Annotated in this window: 17 protein-coding genes and 3 pseudogenes; 3 read left to right on the forward strand and 17 right to left on the reverse strand. The window is 67.0% G+C overall.

Features of this window, described 5'->3' with window-relative positions:
- Positions 1–42: 42 nt before the first annotated feature.
- From OHB04_RS09615 to OHB04_RS09630, 4 genes are all read right to left on the reverse strand, one after another.
- Positions 43–237: an FxLD family lanthipeptide gene (locus OHB04_RS09615; protein WP_326687248.1), complete on the reverse strand. Its 195-nt coding sequence runs from the start codon at positions 235–237 to the stop codon at positions 43–45.
- 56 nt (positions 238–293) lie between these two features.
- Positions 294–1517 carry a methyltransferase, FxLD system gene (gene fxlM, locus OHB04_RS09620; RefSeq protein ID WP_326687249.1) on the reverse strand — a complete coding sequence of 408 codons (1224 nt, stop codon included), beginning with the start codon at positions 1515–1517 and terminating at the stop codon, positions 294–296.
- Positions 1518–1683: 166 nt separating this feature from the next.
- Complete coding sequence (locus OHB04_RS09625) at positions 1684–2178, reverse strand: hypothetical protein (RefSeq protein ID WP_326687250.1); 495 nt, start codon at positions 2176–2178, stop codon at positions 1684–1686.
- Positions 2178–2612: an ATP-binding protein gene (locus tag OHB04_RS09630; protein ID WP_326687251.1), complete on the reverse strand. Its 435-nt coding sequence runs from the start codon at positions 2610–2612 to the stop codon at positions 2178–2180. Before OHB04_RS09630 ends, OHB04_RS09625 begins: the two co-directional genes overlap by 1 nt.
- Before the next feature lie 626 nt (positions 2613–3238).
- On the opposite strand from OHB04_RS09630, the gene OHB04_RS09635 reads away from it, so the two are divergent.
- A complete protein-coding gene (locus OHB04_RS09635; RefSeq protein WP_326687252.1) occupies positions 3239–4255 on the forward strand; it encodes a hypothetical protein in 1017 nt (338 codons plus the stop codon).
- Between the two features lie 2 nt (positions 4256–4257).
- Here OHB04_RS09635 and OHB04_RS09640 read toward each other — a convergent pair whose 3' ends face one another.
- The 9 genes and pseudogenes from OHB04_RS09640 to OHB04_RS09680 form a co-directional block, all read right to left on the reverse strand.
- On the reverse strand, positions 4258–5289 hold the full coding sequence (locus tag OHB04_RS09640) for an NAD-dependent epimerase/dehydratase family protein (protein ID WP_326687253.1): 1032 nt from the start codon (positions 5287–5289) through the stop codon (positions 4258–4260).
- A 206-nt stretch (positions 5290–5495) separates the two neighbouring features.
- Positions 5496–5634 (reverse strand): annotated as a pseudogene (cutA, locus tag OHB04_RS09645) (divalent cation tolerance protein CutA); the annotation flags it as partial.
- A 34-nt stretch (positions 5635–5668) separates the two neighbouring features.
- Positions 5669–6190, reverse strand: a pseudogene (locus OHB04_RS09650) (transposase); the annotation flags it as partial.
- 381 nt (positions 6191–6571) lie between these two features.
- On the reverse strand, positions 6572–7420 hold the full coding sequence (locus tag OHB04_RS09655; RefSeq protein ID WP_326687255.1) for an HNH endonuclease: 849 nt from the start codon (positions 7418–7420) through the stop codon (positions 6572–6574).
- Positions 7420–8970, reverse strand: a complete 1551-nt coding sequence (locus OHB04_RS09660; RefSeq protein WP_326687256.1) for an ATP-dependent nuclease — start codon at positions 8968–8970, stop codon at positions 7420–7422. Before OHB04_RS09660 ends, OHB04_RS09655 begins: the two co-directional genes overlap by 1 nt.
- A 221-nt stretch (positions 8971–9191) precedes the next feature.
- Positions 9192–10784 carry a recombinase family protein gene (locus tag OHB04_RS09665; protein WP_326687257.1) on the reverse strand — a complete coding sequence of 531 codons (1593 nt, stop codon included), beginning with the start codon at positions 10782–10784 and terminating at the stop codon, positions 9192–9194.
- A gap of 34 nt (positions 10785–10818) precedes the next feature.
- Positions 10819–11334, reverse strand: a pseudogene (locus OHB04_RS09670) (ribosome small subunit-dependent GTPase A); the annotation flags it as partial.
- Positions 11335–11619: 285 nt separating this feature from the next.
- A complete protein-coding gene (locus OHB04_RS09675; RefSeq protein WP_326807287.1) occupies positions 11620–12321 on the reverse strand; it encodes a recombination directionality factor in 702 nt (233 codons plus the stop codon).
- A 1116-nt stretch (positions 12322–13437) separates the two neighbouring features.
- Entirely contained in the window at positions 13438–14184 is a 747-nt protein-coding gene (locus OHB04_RS09680) for an alpha/beta fold hydrolase (protein ID WP_326687258.1), read from the reverse strand.
- Between the two features lie 94 nt (positions 14185–14278).
- Here OHB04_RS09680 and OHB04_RS09685 point away from each other — a divergent pair, with 94 nt between their 5' ends.
- Positions 14279–14821, forward strand: coding sequence for a TetR/AcrR family transcriptional regulator (locus OHB04_RS09685; RefSeq protein WP_326687259.1), 543 nt, complete (start codon positions 14279–14281; stop codon positions 14819–14821).
- A gap of 274 nt (positions 14822–15095) precedes the next feature.
- Positions 15096–15812 carry a TetR/AcrR family transcriptional regulator gene (locus OHB04_RS09690; RefSeq protein ID WP_326687260.1) on the forward strand — a complete coding sequence of 239 codons (717 nt, stop codon included), beginning with the start codon at positions 15096–15098 and terminating at the stop codon, positions 15810–15812.
- Positions 15813–16257: 445 nt separating this feature from the next.
- Here OHB04_RS09690 and OHB04_RS09695 read toward each other — a convergent pair whose 3' ends face one another.
- From OHB04_RS09695 to OHB04_RS09710, 4 genes are all read right to left on the reverse strand, one after another.
- Positions 16258–17697: an FAD-binding oxidoreductase gene (locus tag OHB04_RS09695; protein ID WP_326687261.1), complete on the reverse strand. Its 1440-nt coding sequence runs from the start codon at positions 17695–17697 to the stop codon at positions 16258–16260.
- A 70-nt stretch (positions 17698–17767) separates the two neighbouring features.
- Positions 17768–18529: a MerR family transcriptional regulator gene (locus tag OHB04_RS09700; protein ID WP_326687262.1), complete on the reverse strand. Its 762-nt coding sequence runs from the start codon at positions 18527–18529 to the stop codon at positions 17768–17770.
- 141 nt (positions 18530–18670) lie between these two features.
- A complete protein-coding gene (locus OHB04_RS09705) occupies positions 18671–19108 on the reverse strand; it encodes an HIT family protein (RefSeq protein ID WP_326687263.1) in 438 nt (145 codons plus the stop codon).
- 14 nt (positions 19109–19122) lie between these two features.
- Positions 19123–20637: an amidase gene (locus OHB04_RS09710; protein ID WP_326687264.1), complete on the reverse strand. Its 1515-nt coding sequence runs from the start codon at positions 20635–20637 to the stop codon at positions 19123–19125.
- Positions 20638–21663 lie beyond the last annotated feature (1026 nt).

Raw genomic sequence — 21663 nt, forward strand, 5'->3', positions numbered from 1 at the left:
CCGGGCGGGGAATGCCCGGCGCCGTCCAGCCCGGGGCCTGGGTCAGGCCGGGTCCTCGATGAACGAGGAACACGCGGAGGCGCCGCCCGAGCAGGTGTTGCCGCAACCGTCACCCGTTTGGCACATCAGCTTTCCGTGCGGGTGCGCGGCCACGACCACCTTGACGTCGAGCGGCGCGAAGTCGTCCTCCGCGAAGACCACCGGCGGCGACTCGACCATGGCGGTAGCGGTACTCATGTCGATCACTCTCCTTGCTGGGGTGGAGTGGTGCATGACGGCCTGACGCCCCTCGGCTATGCCGAGGGCCAGGACAGAGAGATGCGGCTGTGGGTCTTGTCGATGATCCGGTCCCCGGCGATCTGTGCCTCAGGGGTGCCGGCCGGGTAGACCCGGATGTCCGGGCCGGGGCCGCCGCGACGAACGCGTTCCCACTCGCGCAGATGTCCGGCGATCTTCTCGGCGAACGCTTGCGCGTCGGGGCCGAGGGCGTGCACGGCGAACTCGACGTGCTTGTTGTCCTCGGTGCGGCGAGTGGTGAGGTAGGCGAAGGTGCCGTCTTCCACCGCGGCGAGCGAGAATCCCTTGTTGGCGGGTGCGACGATGCCCGTGTCCAGGTCAGGGTCCACCGCCATGGTGCAAAAGCCCGGAAGCGTGATCGCCAGGTGCATCTGGAGCGTGTCCAGCAGTTCGCTGACCCCGATCGTCACGCCCGTCCACCGCTCGACGCGTGGTGTGCGCACGGCGTTGTCGAGCGCGCTCGGCTCGGCCGGGAGCCCGTCGTCGAAGCGAAGACCGATCTCTGGTGTGCCGGTGACGAGCAGCAGCTCCTCCCGGTGCGCGGACGAGCCCTGCATGGGAACGAATCCGCAGATCTTCGCGGACTCGCTCTCCAGGTGTCCCCCGGAACGGACCAGGGCCACCGAGCGCGTCAGCCCTCGCATCCGCAGCGGCACCACCAGCCGACCGCCCGGCTTGAGCTGGTCGAACCAGGCCGGCGGGATGTCCCAGGCCCCCGCGGTGACCACGATGACGTCGACCGACCCCGGGCTCTCGATGGGCTCGGTCGCATCCGCGGTGACAACACGGATTCGCTCATAGCCGTTCTCGACAAGCAGGCGCGCGGCCCGCTCGGTGACGTCCGGGTCAATGTCCACGGTCGTCACCGACCCGTCCTCGCCCGCGAGTTCCGCGAGGTAGGCGGCGTTGAGCCCGCCGGACCCGATCTCCAGCACCCGCATACCGGGGCAGATCTTGGCCTGCTCCAGCATGAGCGCCTGGATCTGAGGAGCGGAGACCGAGCTGAGCTGGACTCCGTGCTCGTCGGTCTTCGTGATCCACGCCGTGTAGGGCTCGTACGCCTTGTCCAAAGACGCGTCCAGAGTGAAGAGATGACGAGGAACCTTGCGCATCACGGCCTCGACCTCGGGCGAGACGATCACGCCGTCCTTGAGGAGTTGATCCACCACCTGATCACGCAGCTGAGCAGCGCGGTCGCCGTCGACGGTTGCATTAGTCATGAAGGGAACTGCCCTCTTTCTTGGGGTGTTCGGTCGCGCTGGACGCTATCCGTGGTGCTTGTGTTCCGCGGCTGCTTACACGCTGCTGGCCAGGGACTCTCCCGAGCCCATCCGAGAAGAGCCACCTGCGGACGCTGCCGGATCGTCATGGAGGAGTGGAACGTGGTCACGAGGCGTCATCCCCCATCAGGTCGAGAATCGCGAGGATGGCGACGGCGAACCGGCGCAGGTGGACAACGGCGTGGTCCGCCTCCGGCCGCTCGTCACGAAGGGCGATCAGCCGCAGGAGTTCATCCGTTGGGTACATCGCGACGCGGTGGGGCGCGACCTGCAAGAGCTGCGTCGTCGCCCTGCGAAACCTGTCGCTGATCCGCGCGGCTTCCTCGGGAGGCGGGGAGGCCGTCCCTGACCACCGAGGCCGCAGCGGTTGAGGTAGGCCGAAACGGACCAACAGGTCATCTGTCCAGTGGACGCGGCCCGTCGGAGCACTCTGAGTCTGGCCTCCGAGGACCTCCTCCAAAGTGTCGTACAGGTCCTCACTGATTCCCTCGTTCGCCAACGAGCGGGACAGGGAGAAGGTGAGCCTGCGCATCGTCTCCTCCTCGGAAGAGACCGGCCGGCCGAGCAGCTCGACAGCGAAGGCATTGTCCACTGCGATCATCACGGCCTCCCCGTAGGAAGCCGGAACGTGCACCACGTCGTCTTGCCATCGACGCTGACACCCCAGTCGTGCGCGAGTACGGCGACGAGGAACAAGCCGCGCCCGTTCTCATCGGTCTCGGTGGTGGAGCACAACTGCGCCGGGGCAGGGTTGTCATCAGAGACTTCGATGCGCAGTTCAAGGGCCGAGCGCGTCACCCTGAGCCCAATACGCTGCCCGTAGCCGTACTGGACAGCGTTGGTCACGAGTTCGGAGACCGCGAGTATGGCGCTGTCCACACACTCGGCCAGACCCCAGCAGCGCAGGTGATCTGCGGTGATCCGCCTCATTTCCGCCACCCGGGACTCTGCTGGGAGAAAGCCCGTCTCGAAGCCGAGCGGGGTCGCCTCGCCAGCCGCTGAGGCGACCGTTGTTCCGGCGGTAGTACGGGTCATCATGGCTCCTCCAGCGCCCTGCCCTTGATTCCCCCAGGGGAACGACTTGGATTGCCCGGAGGTGGTCCGAACCCAGGTCGGTGTGGGGAGAGCCAAGATTCCCGCTGTCGGGCGGACATCGCCATGTCACGTCGGGTGTCACTTCGCGCGTGGCCGGGTGACACGGGTATCACCGACGCGTCATTTGGAGCCCACATCCGCCCGAGATCGCTTTCGCGTAGGCGAGTTGGGCGATAGTGGTGCGGGGAGGGCCGCGCGAACTGCGTGCCCGCTTGCGATCAGTGGCCAGGAGAGGAACCACGGTGAAGTTGAAAGCAAGGACGCTGCTCCAACTTCTCGTATGGGAGCGGGGATGGACGTACGACTCGTTCAGACGCGCCTACGAACAGGCCGCCCGGGAGCTTGCAGCCGCCGCGAGCGAGCCACCCTCCACCGCGACCGTGGAAGAGCAGACCTTCCGGCGATGGACGGCGGGCCGTGTGAAAGGGCTCCCGAATCAGCCGGCTCCGCGGGTACTGGAGCACCTGTTCGGCTACCCCGTCGCTCAGCTCTTGGGGCCGCCGGTGGAGACGCCTCCGGCTCCACCCCACCAGCACGTATTTGCGCTCAATGAAAGTGAACTTGCGATGACTGCTCGGGACGCAGCGGCACACGCCAGCGGCGCCGCCTCCCTCAACGTGCCGGACATGACGCTCGACCAGCTCGAAGACGACGTCATTGCCCTGGCTCGCGACTACAACCGCACCTCTCCTGTCGAGGTGTACCGCCGGGCAAAGGAACTCCTGGGTATTGCGCAGTCCCTGCTGGAGCGGACGGAAGTGCCCCGGCAAAAGCAGCGCGGGTATCTCGCCTCCGGCCAGTCAGCCGCTCTTCTTTCGGCAATCTGCTTCGACTTGGGGTCCCTGCCCACCGCCGTATCGCTCTCACGTACAGCGGCTCTCTACGGACAGGTAATCGAGCACGGTCCCCTCCAGGCATACGCTCACGGCGCACTCGCCTTCCTCGCCTACTGGGGAGGCCGGCCTGCGGAGTCGGCCCGGCTCATCCGCACAGCACAGCGATTCGGCGGGCTCGGCGACACCGCTCGAATCCGCCTCTCCGTCATCGAGGGGCGTTCCTACGGCCACCTGGGCAACCAACCGGCCGCAGAGCGCGCCATGCGTAATGCCCTGGACCAGAGCACGGGGACACGCGACGAACTCCACGACGATGTCGGTGGCGAGTTCGGCTTCCCGAGTGATCGAGTCGCGATGAGCAACGCCACCACATACCTTCTGCTCCGCGACGCCGAAGGAGCCGAGGAGGCAGCGACCACCACCCTGGGGCTGCTGGCGAACAGGCCCGAGGACCAGCGACCGATCCTCACCTCGGCTCAGGCTTCGGTCGACCTTGCCCGCGCCCGGCTGCTCCGTGGCGAACTCGCCGGGGCCCACGAGGCTCTGGAGCCCGTCTTCTCCGTGCCCGCAGTGTGGCGGGGCGCCGGAATTCTGGAGCGGCTGGCGGCGGTCCGAGCCGAACTCTGCCGCCCCCACTTCAATGGTGCGGCCGAGACGAACGCGCTGGGCGAGCGGATCGAAGAGTTCACCGCCGCTGCCACCGCGCAGACGCTCGGCCCCGGCGCGCCGCTGGCTCTCGAAGCCTGACCTCAGCCGGTCACCTTGGCCAGTATCTCCGTCTCCTTTGCCACCGAGATCCCGTGCTCAGCCCAGCGGGGATGTTCGACCGGCGTTCCACCAGTACGCAACCATTCCCACGTATCGGCGACGGTCTCTTCGAGCGGGCGGCATCGCAGTCCGGCTCGCTGGGCCCGCGTGGAGTCGATCCTCCATACGCCGGCGTGGGTACGCCACAGCGGTAGCTCGGTCCACTGCTGTATTCCGTGGTCCACAAGTAGGTCATCGCGGGCCCAGACAAGGTGCCCCGAGCCGCCGGTCACCTTCAGACAAGCGTTGAGAAGGCCGCCCATCGTCCCGTGACCGATAGGAGCCGTGACGTTGTACGCACCACCATCAGAAACCTGCGACTGATCGAGAGCGAACGCCGCCACATCACGGACGTCCACAGGCTGGATCCCCTTGTCCGGGGCTCCAGGCGCGAGAATCGCACCACCCCTCTTCGCCCGGCCCAGCCACCACGGCAGTCGGCCGATGTATTCGCCCGGACCCAGAATGACCCCCGGGCGCAGGACCGAGACCCGCTCGGCTCCGAAAGCTTCCAGAGCCGCTCGCTCGGCACCCGCTTTCTGCCGCCCGTAGTACCAATCCGGCCCCTCCCAGCCGGGGGGCAGGCGACCGTAGTCGACGTCCGCGTCCGCCGGACCGTCCAGCACCTCCGAGGTCTCCGTCAGCGGCTCGCTCGGCCAGCCCCGGTAGGCGTTCACCGTGGAGACGTAGATGTACTTTCCTGCCACCGGTTCCAGAGCTTTCGCCCCCGCCAGCACGTCACGGGGAGCCAGCTCGGAGGCAGAAGTGTCAATCACCGCGTCCCACGGTCCATGCGCCGCCAGGGCCGCCAGATCCTCCGAAACGGTGCGGTCCCCGTGGATCTCCGTCACCCCGTCCGGGGCAGAGCCGGAGCGTCCTCGGTTGAAGGCAGAAACCTCCCATCCCCGACCGAGCGCCGCCTGAGCGACTGCCCGGCCCAAGAACCACGTTCCGCCCAGCACAAGAATCCTCATGCCTCCGCATCCTGCCTGGAACGCCCTCACAAGCGCTACGGCGACGGGGCGGTGGGGAATGTCTCTGATCCGTCGGGGTCTTGGTGTGTCACGTCGGCTGTCCGATGCCGGTCGGCGTACGCACTCGTCGGCGGCGGTTCCACGACGTGCCCCTCGTTGTCCGGGAGTGATGGACACGGTCGAAGGTCATAGAGTTCAGCCCGCAGCTACGCTGCGGATGTTTCCTCGACGACCCAGGACAGGTACGGCTCTGACCCACCCGTCACGGGAAGGGTGATCCACTCCGGAACGTCGTAGGTGGTGTTTCTGCGCGACCCAGGACTCAGGAGCTGGGAGCCGCTCAGAGGGCTTTTGAAGTAGGCGGATTGCACTGTATCTCCTAGTAGGTTCCTCGCCAGGCGGGTGTGGTCTCGTCCGTTATGCGCTTGGCGAGGTTGTCAATCGAGGCGATGTGGATCACCGCTTCGGAGCTGGCAATGAGGGTCTCGTAGTCGCGGGCGAGGCGGCGGTGCATCATGATCCAACCGATACTCCGCTCGACCACCCAGCGCCTTTTCAGGACGTGGAACCCACGGGTATCCGGGTTTCTGTTGACGACTTCCACATCGATTCCGAGGCTGGCACCGTGCTCGACGACGGTGTTCTTGAAGCCGGTGTCGACCCAGCTCTTGGAGATGGTCGGGTACTTCTCCTTCGCCTGGTCGAGGAGGCGTATTCCCAGAGCATTCTCCGAGAGGCCGGGGGCGGTGACGGTCACGGCAAGGATGAGGCCGATCGTGTCGGTGATGATGCCGCGCTTCCTGCCGACAATCTTCTTGGCTGCATCCGTTCCCTGGCTGGTCAGAGGCACGTTACTGGAGGTCTTCACGCTCTGGGTGTCGATCACGGAGGCGGTCGGCTCGATCAGGGCCCATCGGGCGTCGGACAGGCCGCTGGGGTACGGCTTGCGCTCGCTCACGGCGTAGCGTGATCACGGGTGAGCCGGAGGGCTCGGCTCCGCTGTTCATCAGGCGATTCCGTGGCATCTTCAACCAGACGGACTTCCGGGTGCAGAAGCGAACGAGGCGGATGGCCGAGCGCCCGTCCCGGAGAAGGTCATTCGCCGCCTACGGGATGAAAGCCCTCAGAGTGGGGCAGGGACGAGAGCCGCATATGGGTCCTGAACTGCATAAACGCCCTCTCAGATGCGGCGGAGTACCTCAGTCCGCTGGCTCAACCTCTCGGATCGCCCCTCCCCCAACATCCAGGGCGCGGCGGCTCTTCGCGAGGCTGGGTTGGCGGGTCAGAGAGCTGCGAAGCCGCCCGAGCAGTACCAGGAGCTGTTGGCCAGCGCCCAGTACGTAGCCGTCTTCCAGTGGTTACGGCGTACAGCGCTCTCGCTGAGCGCGCGTTCTTTGGCGTAGTCACGCACCCCCTCGGCTCCCGCCACATCGAAGAGCTGTTGCAGCACATAGGCGAGTCCCGCCAGCTCGTCGCTGGCCTGGGCGGCATACAGGCGGTCGAGTCGGAAGGTATTGAAGTGGTGCCGAACGCGGGCGGCCAGACATGTCGACCACTCCCCCGACGGTCTGACGCAGAACCGTAGCGCCGCCAACCCCTCCTCCAGTACCTCAGCGGACAGCCACGTCTCTTGGTCTATGTCGTCGAAGTACGGGTGCAGAGTCTGCTCTTCAGCGGTGGCCGGCGCCGCGCTCGTCTTCGTCTTGTTGCAGTCACTGCACGCCGGCACCAAGTTCGAGGGGATCACAGCGAGGTAGGGGTAAGCGGACTTCGGCAGGTGATGATCGAGAGTGGTCACGGTGCCGTGCCCGCACAGGGGGCAACGGCGGGCAGCCAGCTTCAACTCGTCATACACCCGCCTGCCCGGCGCGCCCCGGCTCGCCATCGAGTTCGTGTAGACCTTCGTGAGGTCCTCTGCTGCCGTCGGCTCCCCCTTCGTCGGCCCGAAGTCCGTCGAGCTCAGCGTGTGGAGCGTCGCCGCTGCAGCGCTTTGTTCGTAGCGCTCTGCGGCGAGGACTACGACGGTTTCAAGCGATTCCAGACGGGCCTTGAGGAGAGGATCTCTGCTGCGGCTTATACAGGTGCGGTAGGTGTCACGCGGGGTGTGGGAAGGTTTTCCCAGCGGCCACATCAGCAGCCCTCCTCCTGGTCCCGCCGGTCCCGGATCGCAATCATGGAGCGGAGCAGGGCGCGTGCCTCACCGCCGAGCTGCCCGCCAAACCTGTCAACGATCTGCTGGTAGTCCAGGCGCCTGGCCACGGCCTCTTCCAGCTCGCGGTGAAAGCCTGAGCGGGTGACCTCCAGGCCGAAGACCTCACGTGTGAGCACGCCGACGTTCTCCCCGAAGGTCTCCACATCCGGTCTATCTGCCACGAGCGCGGTCCCGGAGCGGCGTAGCACCGATACGCAGGAGCGGGGGGTTTCCTGCAGCACCACAGGTGAGTGGGTAGCGATGATGGCGACGCCGTTGCGGTTGGTGAGGAGGTCGGAGACGGCCCGGATGAACGCGGACAGCAGTGGTGGGTGCAGGTGTGTCTCCGGCTCATCGATCAGCACCAGGGAGCGTTCGGTGACGCGGCGGACCAGGTGGGTTATCGCCAGCAAGACGATCTTGTGTCCGGAACTCATCCGACTGAAGCTGCGCGCCATGGATGTCCTGTCGGCCGCTTTGAGCGCCTCCCCGATCTCAATCGAGTCGGGGTTGTAGGGCGCTTCTCCCATCGCGAAGGGCTTGATGAGGTAGACCAGAGAGTCGAACCCCATGGTCTCCAAAGCCGTGATCCATCGGCGCAGAAGTTCACCGTTCAGGTCTGCGAGCACCTCCACGTACTCGTTCGCAAGCTGGTGAGGCTCCTTGAAAATAGGGGTGCTGTTCTCCATCTCCCCTGAAGGTTCCTGGCTGAGGCTCACATACGTGTGCGGGACGACGGAGTCTGGCTCGACGGCGGTGAATGGATCGAACGCACTGAAGCTCACTGACACCATGTTTGTGAACAGCTGCTCGTCGTCAGCGATGTTGGTGACCACTCCCCCGGTCCCGTCCCCGAGGCCGACAGCAGCCCTCGCGAAAGCCCGCAGCAGATGCGTCTTCCCGACACCGTTGCTGCCGATGAGGGCGTGGATGTTGGTCGGGGGCGTGGACTCCGGAGTCACATCGAAGCGCAGACGCACAGACGGCTCCGTGTCTGTGCCGCCGGTAGGCGCGTCAAAGGTGAACCGGAACGGAGTAAGTCGTGCCCCGCCATGCGCGATGCGGTGGAACTGCGCAACCACAGTCGTGAGCGTGACGGACCGCAGGAGGGACCTGTTCAGCACCTCCTCCCCCATAGCCCCTTCCAGCAGAGTCGGGCTGTAGGCGACATCGCACAGAGCCGTCAGTATCTGTGTCCGTGCTGTGGGGCCGAGGGCCTGGAGGCCCTCGTAGTAGCCGTCGTCCTGGCCGAGAGAGAAGAACCTTTCGGAGTCCAGCGCATCGAAGCTCAGCGGCAGTTCGGGCCGCCCGCTGTCCAGACCGAACTGACCGATGCCCACCTGGCCGATCGTGTAAGTTTCGCCGTCGCTTGTTCGAACGACCAGGAGGTAGGTCGTCTTGAAGCCGAAGTCATCCCAGCTGTCAGAGAACAGGTAGTACCCCCGCTGCGACGGCACGGGAGAAAAGTACGGTCGCACCTCGAACTGCATCGGGCCGCCCCTCCCTTTGCGGGGACGACGCCCCGCTCTCCAGCACCGAATTATGACAGTGTGCCGGTCAAGTGTGGTTCGACGCAGCAGCCTCGCCCCCGTCGCTGTCGGCGCACCCCAAGACCGTATTGTCGAGTAGCACATCGTGAGGGCCGACCGTCGATGCGTTAGCTGCCACTCCCCCGTCCTGCTCCCGCTCGCGCTCATCCCAGCTCAGCCTCTTAAGCCACCCACTCGACCGTAACCCTGTCCAAGATTGGTGTTCGATCCCCTTGGTACCGAGCCGGGGCTATCGTGAGGGACTTCAGAACGCACTCCAGCAGCATCCGCCGGTCCGGCATCATCGATTCTTCCCAGGCTTCCATCAGCGCCTGCCCATCGGCGAAGAACAAGGAGAGGTCGGCCTGCTGAGCAAGCTCTCCGGCTTCGCGTTCCAGCAAGTCGATGACCGACGTCTGTTCTGCTGACAGCTTCTTGAAGCGGATCTCTGAGAGAGAACCGTCGACGTAGTAGTCGTGCTCCAGTTTGTCGCGCCGGGCACCGGCGGCGTCCAGGGCGGCGATGACGTCCTTCCTGCGCTCCTCACGTTCCGTATCGTGCAGGACTGCCCAGCGCCGGACGATCGCGTCGAGGCCGGGGTCTCCGTATTCGAGCGCGGACACGTGGCTCAGCCACATGGCCTCGACCGCCGCGTCCATGCGCTCGGCACGGACCACAACGCCCGCACACTCCTCATTGCCGTACATGCTCCTCGTACGGCACCGGTAGTGGCGGCCTCGGTTACCACCGCTCCCAACCATCGGGCCGGCACAGTACGGGCAGGTGAAGATGCCGCCCAAGAAAGTCGTGTGGGGGCGCTTCCCCCGCGCCCCTCCGCCCATCCGCGTGACCCTGGAATCGATCGCTGCGAGGATGCGCAGCCTCTCCCCCGGCGTCACGACCCCCTCGCCCACGACGACGGGATTCCCCTTCGCGTCCCTGACCGGCTCCTCCGTCGATGTCCAGACATCCAGCGGCTGGCCGAACTCGTCGTGCAACCGCTGCTTCGCGGGCAAGAGGCCGGCCCATGCCGCCGACCTGACCATGCGTGTGACGGCCCGTGAATCCCAGCGGAAGCCATCCCTGGTCCGGACGCCGTTCTGGTTGAGTTCCTGGGCCACTTTCATCGCCGACCGCCCCTTGAGCAGCTCGTCCGCGGCGTAGCGGGCATGGGGGTATTCGGCTGGATGCCGCTCGATGTGATCCGAACCTTTCGGTGACACGACGCCATAGGGCGTCCTTCCGCCCGACCACTTTCCCGCCGTGCGTGCTGCCGCTTTGCCGGTGGTCACTCGAAGCGTCAGGTCCCTGATCTCATCCCGGGCACGCTCGGCCAGGATGGCGAAGACGATGCGGGTGCCGGGCTGGCTGGAGTCCAGATTCTCCTGAAGCACATAGAGACGTGCCCGGCGACGGTCGAACTCATCGAGCGCGCCACCGATGGCTGCCATGCCACGGCGATCGAACCGGTCTGTCTTCCAGACCGCGAGCGTCTTGACCTCGCCGGCGATCACTGCAGCCATCGCGCCTTCGAGCTCCGCACGGCGCACGTGTGCCTTGGAGGCGCTCCGCTGCTCCAGCCAGACCTTGCGAACGGTCAGCCCCTGCCGGTCCATCTCACGACGCAGGTCCCGCGCATGCTGCTTGAGGGTCTCGACCGTTTCCCGCTTCTTGCTGCGACGGATGTACAGATCGACAAGGTCTCCCGGACCCTTCCCCCGCAGCTCCTGGGGAGTCGCCTCCCGGAACTCTTCCGCCACTTCTTTCTCGCTCATAGTCCCCTCCTACACACAGATCCCGGCCTCTCCAAACGGCATCTGTGCAGGTGAGGGCTGAGCTGTATGAGACGGCGCTCTCCCAGGCCAGCGAGATGAACCGCTCGATGCGGCCCAGGTCCAGGTCGCCGCCGAGCGGGGCGGCGATCAGCGCGTGATCGACGTTCGCCGCCAGGACCTGGCCTTCGGAGCGCTTCGAGGACGTCGAGCGCACGAAAGCCGTACGACGAGGCAGCAGCGTCCGCACATACCGAGGGTCACAGCCCTCGGGATCGACGGCGGCCCAGTCCCCCGTACACACGACCCTCATCGGATCGCGCGGCACGACGAACTCGGTATCCGCCTGCACCACACCGGCAGGCGTGACGACATCGCACTGCCCGCGATCGACACGGACGACACGGCCGGGCAGCAGCCCCTGCTCGGCGTACGGCGCGAACACGGCATCCCAGTCCGCATCCCAGCCGTACGAAGTCAGCAGATGCGCGGAGGACGAAGACGAGCCCGGAAAGGAGGAGAGAGAGGAAGCGGAAGAAGAAGAGGAAGACAAGGGTGACCCTTCACAGGGCGGCCCCGACTGCACGTTCCACTGCCCAACTGCGCGCACATGGACGCGAAGGAAATAAGCAGGTCAGCCGGTGGCCACGGAGGTGGACTTGATGAACTTCCGGATGCGGGCAGCGCCCATCTCGACAACAGCCATCGGTCACACCTCCCAGGTCTCTCTCAACGCCTCAGCAACGGCGAACAGCCGCCGCACGAACAAGGGCGACCGTAGCCGCCCGCCCTGGCACGCGCCACCGCTTTTCCACCCGCGCCCGCGCCGAACGGAACCTCACGCCACCAGGCAGACATCGCCCCGCCTGCCAGCCGGGCGCCCCTTGACCCCAAGCACGGGCCTGCGATGGCTCACCAAGATCCCCGACCCGGTGGTGAATTCCACCAACTGATAACTCAGGACACAGTCCACTGAGGTTCCGCGCATCACACGCTCCGCCGAGGGAAGCGATTCCAGAAGCTCCCACGACGTCGAGACGAGCTGGAAAATTCCTACGTCAGGAAGACCGGCCAGCCGAAATCGCAGGCGCACCTCCGGCACCGGCCCCCGTCCTGCCTTTGCCGCCGCCTTGCGCTCCTCGACGGTGGCAGGACAGCCACACGGACCCCCCTCGACACCCGTGGAGTCAAGAAGATTGGCTCCATCGCAGACGTGGAACACCTCACCGGCGGCCCGCATCACCATCCGCACAGACACGGGCTGCCCGCCCGTCAGAACCACAGAGATCGATTCACATCGCGTGAGCACTTCATAACCCCGGCCGGCACCCTGGCCCGTCAGCTCCGGCTGCCCCCCGTACAACCCCGCGAGAGCATCAGCCACGTCACGGTCCCCTGTGGTGATCCGCCAAGACGACACCGCGACCGGCCTGCCGTCGACCTGTCGGCCAACCTGGAAATGCCCGACCGGAGAGCCCGCGGTATCGAGCAGCAGGATGGCGTCTCCTACCTCAGTCCCGTGCTTCGCGCTGTGATCCATGGCCTCTCTCCGGTCGAACAGCAGACAGGAGCCATGAGGATCCGCAGCATCTCCCGTTTGGTGAGACCGGATTTCCGTTGTATGCAGCGGGGGCGGGCCAGCTGCGCGGACGGCATGTAGGTCAAGTACAAGGCGACCGCGCGGGGCGGGCTCGCGGTGAACGTGATTGAGTGCTGAGCGCGCGACCTCTGACCAGGTGATTCGCGTCTTTCAGCTCTGTCACGGGCTTGCCCTTCTGTACGGGGCGAATGTCCCTCGGAAGTCCCTGTGACAGAGCTGAAAGTCCCTGAAAAGTCCCTGGGATGTCCCTGGCGGACCGGTCGGTGACCTGGACGCCAGCGGGACGAACGGCGCTTGGTGAGTCCCCTCCGCTCCACCGCCGGGGCTCTGGTCGGCACATTTCGAGCTGCCCGGAGACTGGCGGCCCAGCACCCGCGCTAGACGGGGAGCCTCTGACCTACGCATTACGAGCACGTTAGGGCTCATGCTGCGAGCATCCTTCAACTGGTCGCGCAGCGCCGCCGTCTGATGCCCGCATCGTGTCGCTCGGCCAGGAGCTTCTCCTCCTCGTCGAGTTCAGCCCGACGAGCCGCGACGCGTTCGGCGATCTCGTTGATCTCCGTCCTCCCGCGAGCCAACGAACCCGTACGCCTCCGCGACCTGGAAACGGACAGACCGGCCTTGACCGCCACCTGACGATCAAGGCCCCAGACTGCCCACGACCAGACCGAGCACCCTCCCGAACGATCACGCCACCCCGATGACCTGCGACTTCAAGATGGCGCGGCTTCAATCACATCACCGCCGCCCTCGACCGGCTCGCACTCCTGCCGGACCCCGGCTGACCAGCGAATTCACCCGTCCCTACGAAAGACCCCTCCAGTCGGAGCAGTGGAACCCGGCATCCACCCGAGACGACACTCGGGCCCCCGGCCTACCCCACCTCGGTCCACGGCACGAAGACGAGCCACCGACTCCCTCGGCGGCTCGTCATGAAACTTCGAGGTTAGAGGTCGTTCTCTTTCCGAACCCCATGTGCGGTTTCTGCTGGTCAGGCATGAGGTAGCGGCTGGCGCCGAAGTCTCGCTCCGTCACCGACCGAGATGTCATCGGATGTCATGCGGGTTGGGAGTCCCAGAATCGGTTGAGTACCTCCGCGCCCCGGTCAGGGTCCTGGAGCATCCAGTAGTGGGTGAGGTGGTCCAGTTCCACTGCCAGTGCTCCGGTTCGCGCGGCCATGTCCAGGTCCATCGCGGGCTGTGCCATGGGATCGCCGGTCGGGATCAGGACGAGCCCCGGCGCCTGAGCGGGGCGGTCGAAGTCCTTGCCCCAGTCGGTGTGGAAGTTGGGCCAGGCCGAGCGGTAGAGCGTCAGGATGGCGGTGCTCATCTCCTCGTCGTGGACGGTGTCGACTTCTGCCGCCAGTTCGGCGCTCATCCCCCGGGGGCGGAGGAAGTCGCCGAAGCTAGGGCTGCCGGGGGCCTGGGTGCGCAGCGACGCGAGCAGCTCCTCGCCCTCCGGGCTCTTCTGGAAGAGGGTGGCCGCCTCGTGCCACTGATAGTCGGGGTGCCAGCCGTGTGCGACGTCGGACACCCAGCTGCGTACCGGAACGTCGTAGGCGGAGACGATCCGCATCACCAGGTGCGCGCCCCAGTCGTGGCCCACGAGATCGACGGGCTCACCGAGGGCGCGCAGCTCCTTCGCCAGCCAGCCGGCATACGCCTCCTTGCCGTCCAGGTGAGCCGGGCGAGGGCTGCCGAATCCGGGCAGCCGCAGGGTCGTGGCGGGGCGGTCGATCCGCCCCCGGAGATCGTTCCAGAGGGAGGGCGTCTCGGGTATTCCATGGATGAACACAACGGTCATGACCGCTCCTGACGAGGCGAAGTGGATTAGTTATCCATTTCACCGTAGCACCCACCTGATAGGTTATCCACATAGGTATGCGAAGGGAGGGATCATGAGGTCGGATGCCGCACGCAACAGGCAGAGGATCTTCGATGAGGCTCGCGGCGCCGTCATCGGCGGGGAGACTGCGCTCACCCTCAACGAGCTCGCGCGCAGGGCGGGCGTGGGGGTCGGGACGGTTTATCGGGTCTTTCCCACGCAGCGGGCCATGCGGGAGTCCGTCCTGGAAGAAGCGGTCCGAGAGCTCATCGATGCGGCGGCCGTAGCGGGCGGATATCCCGAGCCCGCCAACGCACTCGTCGACTTCCTCCGCACGGCGCTGCTGACCGCTCTGGCGCGACCGGGCCTCACCGACGTTCTGATCACCGGGTCCGACGAGACTGAGTCCCTGCACCGGGCCAAGGGAGAGCTGGTCGAGGTCACCTCCGACCTGCTCGCACGCATCCGCCCTGTCCCTGCCCTCACCGGCGAAAACCTGCTCAAGCTCCTGTGCGGCCTGATCCACGCCGTCAGCGAGCACCCGGCGGAGCGGCAGGGGACTGCGATCGACAACTACCTCGACATCCTCCGGGCCGGCCTCGCACCCGCCCCCTGACGACCGGGCTCTGGGTGCGGGCGAGACCCGGACTCGGATGCTGTGCCGGAGGCTGCATCGTGCCGCTCGTCATGCAGCCCTCCTTGACCGGCCCGCTGCGGTGTCGCGTACGTCCGGGGCCGTGTCGCGGTCAGGCGTCTTCGTCGATCATTTCGATCAGCTCGATGGCCGACCCACGTGGGCGCAGGCCGAGGGCGCGCACCAGCTGGCACATAGCGTCACTTAATGTCAATATGGCACTGAGTGAATGTGATGGTGAAAGGGGGGCGAAAAGATGACTGACGACGTGGCATCGACCGAACGCAGCCGTGGAGGGATGAGTGAGCAGCGGCGCCGTCGCGTACGTCTGGAGATCTCGCGGGAGGCGGCACGCCTGTTCTGGGCGCAGGGCGTCGACGGCACGAGCGGTGACCAGATCGCGGAGGCGGTGGGTCTGTCGACCCGCACCATCTGGCGTCATTTCCGTAGCAAGGAGAGCTGCGCGGAGCCGATCGTCGCGCATAGCGTGGAGTGGGAACTGGCCACTCTGCGCAGTTGGCCGCCGCACCGCTCTCTGGAGGAGCATTTCGCCACGGAGGCGAAGCGGTTGGTCGGCGAGATCAGCCCGTCGGAGCAGGCCGATGCCGGGCTGGGCGTCAAGATGATTCGCTTGGCCGAGACCGAACCGGCCCTGCGCACGGCCTGGCTGATGGCCTGCGACCAGGTGGAACACGAACTGGCCGGGGTCATCGCGACTCGCCTCGGAGTCACGCCCGACGCCCTTGAGGTACGTCTGCACGCCGCAGCCACCTCGGCCGCCCTGCGAGTCATCAACGAGTACGTCGGAGCCGGCCTTCTGGACGGCACCGATCCGCGGAAGCTCGGTGACGAGAGTTTCACCTTCATCGCGGACGCTGTCCGCTCGGCCACCGGGGGCGCCGTGGGCGACCCGGTCCACACCGACACGGAGCCCGCCGGGCCGGACGAGTGCGCCGCCGATCGACAAGAGTAAGCGGTGCCCCCTGAGCGGCACACTCCGATGGACTCAGCCACAGAGGCAGGAGGGGACCCGGCCGCTGCTGCACGCACCGTGTACGCCGCGCAACCGCCGATCTCCCAGGGCACGACAACGCCGTAGCGCCCATATGAACTCTGTGGCCCCAGGGCGCCATTTCGGCCAGTCCGACGAAGACCCCTGCTCTCCATCCCGGATACAGCGGCCGGTGGCGCCTGACCCTGCCCGGCGCCCTGGACCCGGGGAGCGCTTCTCCCCCGGCGACGAACAGGACCTTCGACAAGCCCTACCTTCCCAGTTCAGAGGCGCTCCCCGGCTATCTGATCACCCGTCGGACGGCCCCCTTGGTGAAAGCCCGAGGTCAACGTGGCCAATGTCCGACGACCCGATGCCGTTCCCCCGGCGGGACCGTCGGCACCCCGGGATGCTCCGGTTCCACGCCTCACACGGGCCTGGAACCGGCGTCGGCACTCCCGCTGGGGAGCGGCGTGGCGGCGAAGACGCAGTCCGGGTCGACCGCAGACTTCACGGCGAGCAAACGCTCGGTGTTCGGCCCGTAGGACTCCGCAACCTGGTCGGGAGTCTCCGGCCCCAGGAAGTTCACGTAGCCGCCCGGCAACGAAAACGGCTCAAGCGCCGCGTGCAGCTCTTCCAGCCAGCGCAGGTGCGGGGACCTACCATCGCCGGCTCCGGCGTTGCCCTTGCTTCCGCCCTGCCACAATGAGATCAGCTCGACCATCAGGTGCGGTTCGCGTCGGCTGAAAGCCGTCGAGCCGAGGGGTAGGCGGGCGGCGGCACCATGGAACTGATGCCACACGATCGCGGAAAACGGTGAGGTGAACTCCCGTGCAGCCCGGGCTAGGACGGTCGTCATGGAGCCGGAGATGCTCCGGACGGTGCGCGTGCGAATTGCGCCCATCCGCCCGGGTGGGAACATGGCGTCCGTCGCGGCCAACGCTGCGGAACGGGCGACCGGTCCAACCTCGGCCAGCACGGGTGTACCGAGTCTGGCCAGGGCACGCACCGGCCCGTTCTCGGCGTCCCCCACCTCGATGTCCCCCGACCAGGTCGGCGCGACGTACACCGTCGGCTTCCCGTCCGGGCCGGGAAGGAACCCCACGTCCACCGTCAGCTCATCCGGGCAGTCCTGAAGGATCCCACCGAGGTTGGCGAGAATGTCGGCGCTCTGGACGGTCGGGTACAGGATGGTTCCCGACACTACTGTCGGCACGGGGTGTAGACGGATCCGCGCCGAGGTCACGACACCGAAGTTGCCGCCGCCGCCGCGCAGCGCCCAGAAGAGGTCCGGATGATGTTCGGCATCGGTGACCACTCGTGAACCGTCGGCCAGGACGACTTCGGCGCCGAGCAGGTTGTCGGCTGCGAGCCCGAACTGCCCGATCAGGGGGCCGTATCCGCCGCCGAGCGTGAGGCCGACCATGCCGACGGCGCCTGCCGTTCCGGTGACGGCCGTCAGGCCCGCCCGCTCGGCGGCGGATACGACGTCGGACGAGAGCGCCCCGCCACCCACCGTCGCGAAACGGCGGCCGACGTCGACCTGAACTCCCCGCATGTCGGTCAAATCGAGAACCAGCCCGCCGGGACGGAACGCCCGCCCCCAGAAGTCGTGACCTCCGCCGCGCACCGAGAGCGGCACCCCGTGGCTGCGCGATGCGCGTACCCCGGCCTGCACGTCAGTGGTGGTCGCGCACCGCACGACGACAGAAGGACGGACATCGACCGCTGCGTTGAACAACGCCACTGCTTTCGCGTACTCCGGTCCGTTGGTGAGCACACGGCCCGCAGGGATTCTGGACCGCAACTCAGCCAGCAAGGCAGTGCTGACTGCGTAGCGGGCATCTGCATGGGCATGGGTCTGCATTGTCACTCCTGGGTGTCGCTCACGAGTGCGGCCGTCGACGGCGACGGCATGGAGCCGGAGACCGGCGCGGTCAACGAAGTTCGGTAGCGTTCCGCCCCGGTCGGGGCTGGGTGGACTCGTCCACGATCACGTGGGTCCGGTGCAAAACGTCGAGCTGCGCCGGGTTGTACAGCTCACGCAGGACCGTCTCCATGGTCTCTCGAACGAATTCCTTCCCCTTCGGGCCGTCCGTGTACAGGTCGGGCAGGTCCGGGTGGTCCTGCCGCAGCCGACGCAGGTAGGGCACCATCCGCTCCACGAGGTCTTTGCGGATGTGCTCGCCGGCGTCAGCGGACAGTTCGTCGAACTCCCGATTGATCGGGTGAGCAGGCAGATTGCGCACCAGCGCACCGTATGCCTGCAGCTGCTCCCCGTTCATCAACCGGGTCATGACCAGCAGGAGCGAGCGGTCGGTCTCGGACAGGGCCGTTGCTGCGCCGGGCGTGAGTTCCGCAGGCAGGTCGGCCGGGGCGCGTTGCTCGATCATTGTCGCGAGTTCGAGCCGGGCCCGCTGCAGCCGCTCGATGGTCGCGGCCAGCTCCGCGTCGAGCGTGCGCAGTGCCCGCCCGGGGTGCTCACCCTCATCCACCGTCTCCGCGATCTGGTTCAGCGAGAACCCGAGATCGACCAGACGCTTGACCCGCAGCAGGCGGACCAGGTGCGGCACGCCGTACTGCTTGTAGCCATTGGCGCGGCGCTCGGGCTCCGCCAGCAGCCCGACCTCGTGGTAGTGCCGCACCGCCCGCAGGCTGGTGCCGGCAAGCTCGGCGATCTCCCGGGTACTCCAGCTCATGGTTCTCAGCCAACACTGTGCCGCTACGGCACAGTCAAGTCCTGTCCCTGGCTCTCACGATCGGCATCGCGACCTGGCCCGGTGCTGTTCGGCTTCCGGCTCGCGGCAGCTGGGCCAGTGCGCGGTCGCGCGAGTTCCGGTTCACACTCCGGGACCGAAGTCCCGTGCCTGTTCATAACCGAGTTCCAGCAGGGCGGCACGGAGCTTTGCTGCTGCTTCAGCCAAAGCTGACTGATCCTCCTCCTGCTTGGCCTTGCTGAAATCAAAGTCGGACATGTCCCAGACCGGCGCGACATGTATATGCAAATGCGGCACCTCAAAGCCTGCGATGACGAGGCCGGCGCGCGGAGCGTTCCAAGCCCGCTGCACCCCTTGCCCCACGGCCCGGGCTACCTCGAAGCAACGCGCCAGAAGGGTCCCGTCGGCGTCCGTCCACCGGTCGACCTCACGCCGCGGCACCACCAGGGTGTGGCCAGGCCGCAACGGAGCGATGGACAGAAAAGCGACGATTTCCGGATCCTGCCAGACGAAGCGTCCGGGTAGCTCGCCGGAGATAATGCGTGAGAATACAGTAGTCATACGTGAAATTGTCCTCAGAGACGTCTGGCCGCGGACGGCGAATCGGGCAACGACGGCCAGAGATGCGCCCACGGCCGCGCTCGCTCCAGCTGGGCGGCCAGTGCCAGCAGCTCGGGCTCCGAACCCGGCCGCCCGACGAACTGGATGCCGAGCGGCAGCCCGCTCAACGTCCGGTAGAGCGGCACCGACGACGCCGGGCGCCCGGTCACGTTCGCCAGCTGGGTGAAGGGCGCGGGCTCGAGGTTCGCGGCGGCCAGTTTCCCGACGAGGTTCATCCGGCCCAGCACACCGCCGATCCGGGCAGCCAGCAGCCCCCGTGCGGCGAGCCGGACCGGTAGGGCGAGATCGAACTCGCCGATCGGCCACGCCGGCCGGGCCGTGGTCGGGGTGAGCAGCATGTCGTAGCGCTCGTGGAACGCGGCCAGCGCCCGGGTGTGCTGGTGCCAGCGGGACTGCGTGGCCAGATACTCCGGCGCCGAAAGGCTCCGGCCGATCGCAGCCATGATCCGGGTCTCGATCTCGAAGTCGTCCTCGGCACAGCCGGTGAACTCCCGTGCGGCGGTGACCTCGGCGGCGACCATCGCGTACCAGGTCGTGAGGAAGTCGGTGGCCAGGCGCTGCCCGTCGATGGCCGGGGCGGATTCCTCCACGACGTGTCCGAGTCCGGTGAGCAGCTCCCCCGCGTCCCGAACCGCGGCAGCGGCCTGCGGATCAACCGGTCCGCCGAGCGAGGACACCGTGGTCAGCCCGATCCGCAGCGGGCGCGGGTCGTCGACGACGGCGTCGGCGTACGGACGCTCCGCCGGAGCCACCCGGTACGGGCCCTCCGGTGCGGAGCCGGCCAGCACGTCGAGCATCGCGGCGGAGTCACGGACCGTGCGCGACAGCACGCCCTGCACCGCGGCGCCGTGGAAGACCTCGTCGACGTCCGGCCCGGACGGGACGACGCCACGCCCCGGCTTGAGCCCGAACAGCCCACAGGCCGCAGCCGGGATCCGGATGGAGCCCCCGCCGTCGTTCCCGCCCGCGACCGGGACGACTCCGGCCGCGACGGCCGCCGCGGACCCGCCGGAGCTGCCACCGGGAGTCCGCGACGGGTCCCAGGGGTTGCGGGTCGGGCCCCCCGCGACCGGCTCGGTTATCGCGCGGGCGCCGAATTCGGGGGTCGCGGTCCGGCCGAACACGACCAGACCGGCGTCGAGCCAACGCTGTACCACCGTGGACGTCTCCGGGCGCGCGAAGCGTGCCAGCGATCGATTCCCACTGCCGGTCGGAACCCCGGCGAGATGCTGGCCCAAGTCTTTGATCAGGAACGGGACGCCGGCGAACGGCCCGGACAGCGGGCCGCGAGCGCGGACACGGGCGTCGTCGTCGAGTCGGTGGCGGATCGCGTTGATCGTCGGTTCGACGGCATCGGCACGGGCAATCGCCGCCTGGAGCAGTTCAACCGGGCTCACCGCTCCGGACTTCACCAGCTCGGCCAGCCCGACGGCGTCGTGCTCCCGGTACTCATCCCAAGTGATACCCATACGAGTGCTCCCATCAGAGCGATAAGGGGCCCGGTCCGAGGCACGTCCAACGTCACGACGCCTCGGCCATCGGCGTCCCGGCCACGACCTCGCGCAGGTCTCGGTCGGCCGGTCACGACCGCGTCGGACACCGCGTAGCGATGTTGATCAGCCATGGTCTGAGTCAACACTGTGCCGCGACGGCACACTCAAGCTCATGGATAGCGGGATCACACCACGCCGAGTTCTGGGCGCAGCACCGGACGCGGGCACGCGGTGAAGGTCGGGCTGACCGGAGGCAGAAGGGGTGTCCGGCCGCCGGGCCGGCCGGCGTAGGCCCGTCCGCCTTCTTGCTATGCCGAGTTGACGTCGTCAGTGCGCTGCGGCTGACGCGCGCCATTTCGCGCGGTCTGGCCTTCCCGACCCCGACCTGGCGCCTGACCCTCACCGTCGTCCGCGACGTACTCGCGCAGGTCCTCGGACATCGGCGTCCGACGACCCGCACCCGCGCCACCTCGACGGCCGCGACCTCTACGGAAAGTCGGCGGCGAACTGAGCGAGGCGGCTGGCGCGGGACGGGTCGACAGCGAGCGCCGAACCGCCGTACGGACCGTGACCTGATGACGAGCGACTCGCTGGGCGGGGGTTTCACCGCGATGTAACTCAGGTCACGTCGCGCGAGGCGGCTTCGTTCATCACTTGATGCCTAAGTGTCAGTTAGTGACGAATTTTTGGTCCCCAGGCCAACCCGGAGGAGCTGATCACCATGCAGACCACAAGTCCCCAGCCTCACCATGACGACATCACGCATCGATGGTCGGTATTCCGGGGGGCAACCAGTCTCCCGGCACGCCGGGGCGGTTCACAACGACGGGTGCCTCCGCGACGGCGTCGCCGAGGCACCCGTTTACCGTTGGTGCTCCGGGCCCACAGATCTGCGTCGCCAGCGGAAGCTGTCCACCTCGTCACTTCCATACAGCCGCCACTCGCTGTGCGCGCAGATCCGCCCGACGACTGCTCACGGAGCAGGGATCGCCGGGAGCAGCA

Source organism: Streptomyces sp. NBC_01775 (assembly GCF_035917675.1).
In the GTDB taxonomy this organism is placed as follows: domain Bacteria; phylum Actinomycetota; class Actinomycetes; order Streptomycetales; family Streptomycetaceae; genus Streptomyces.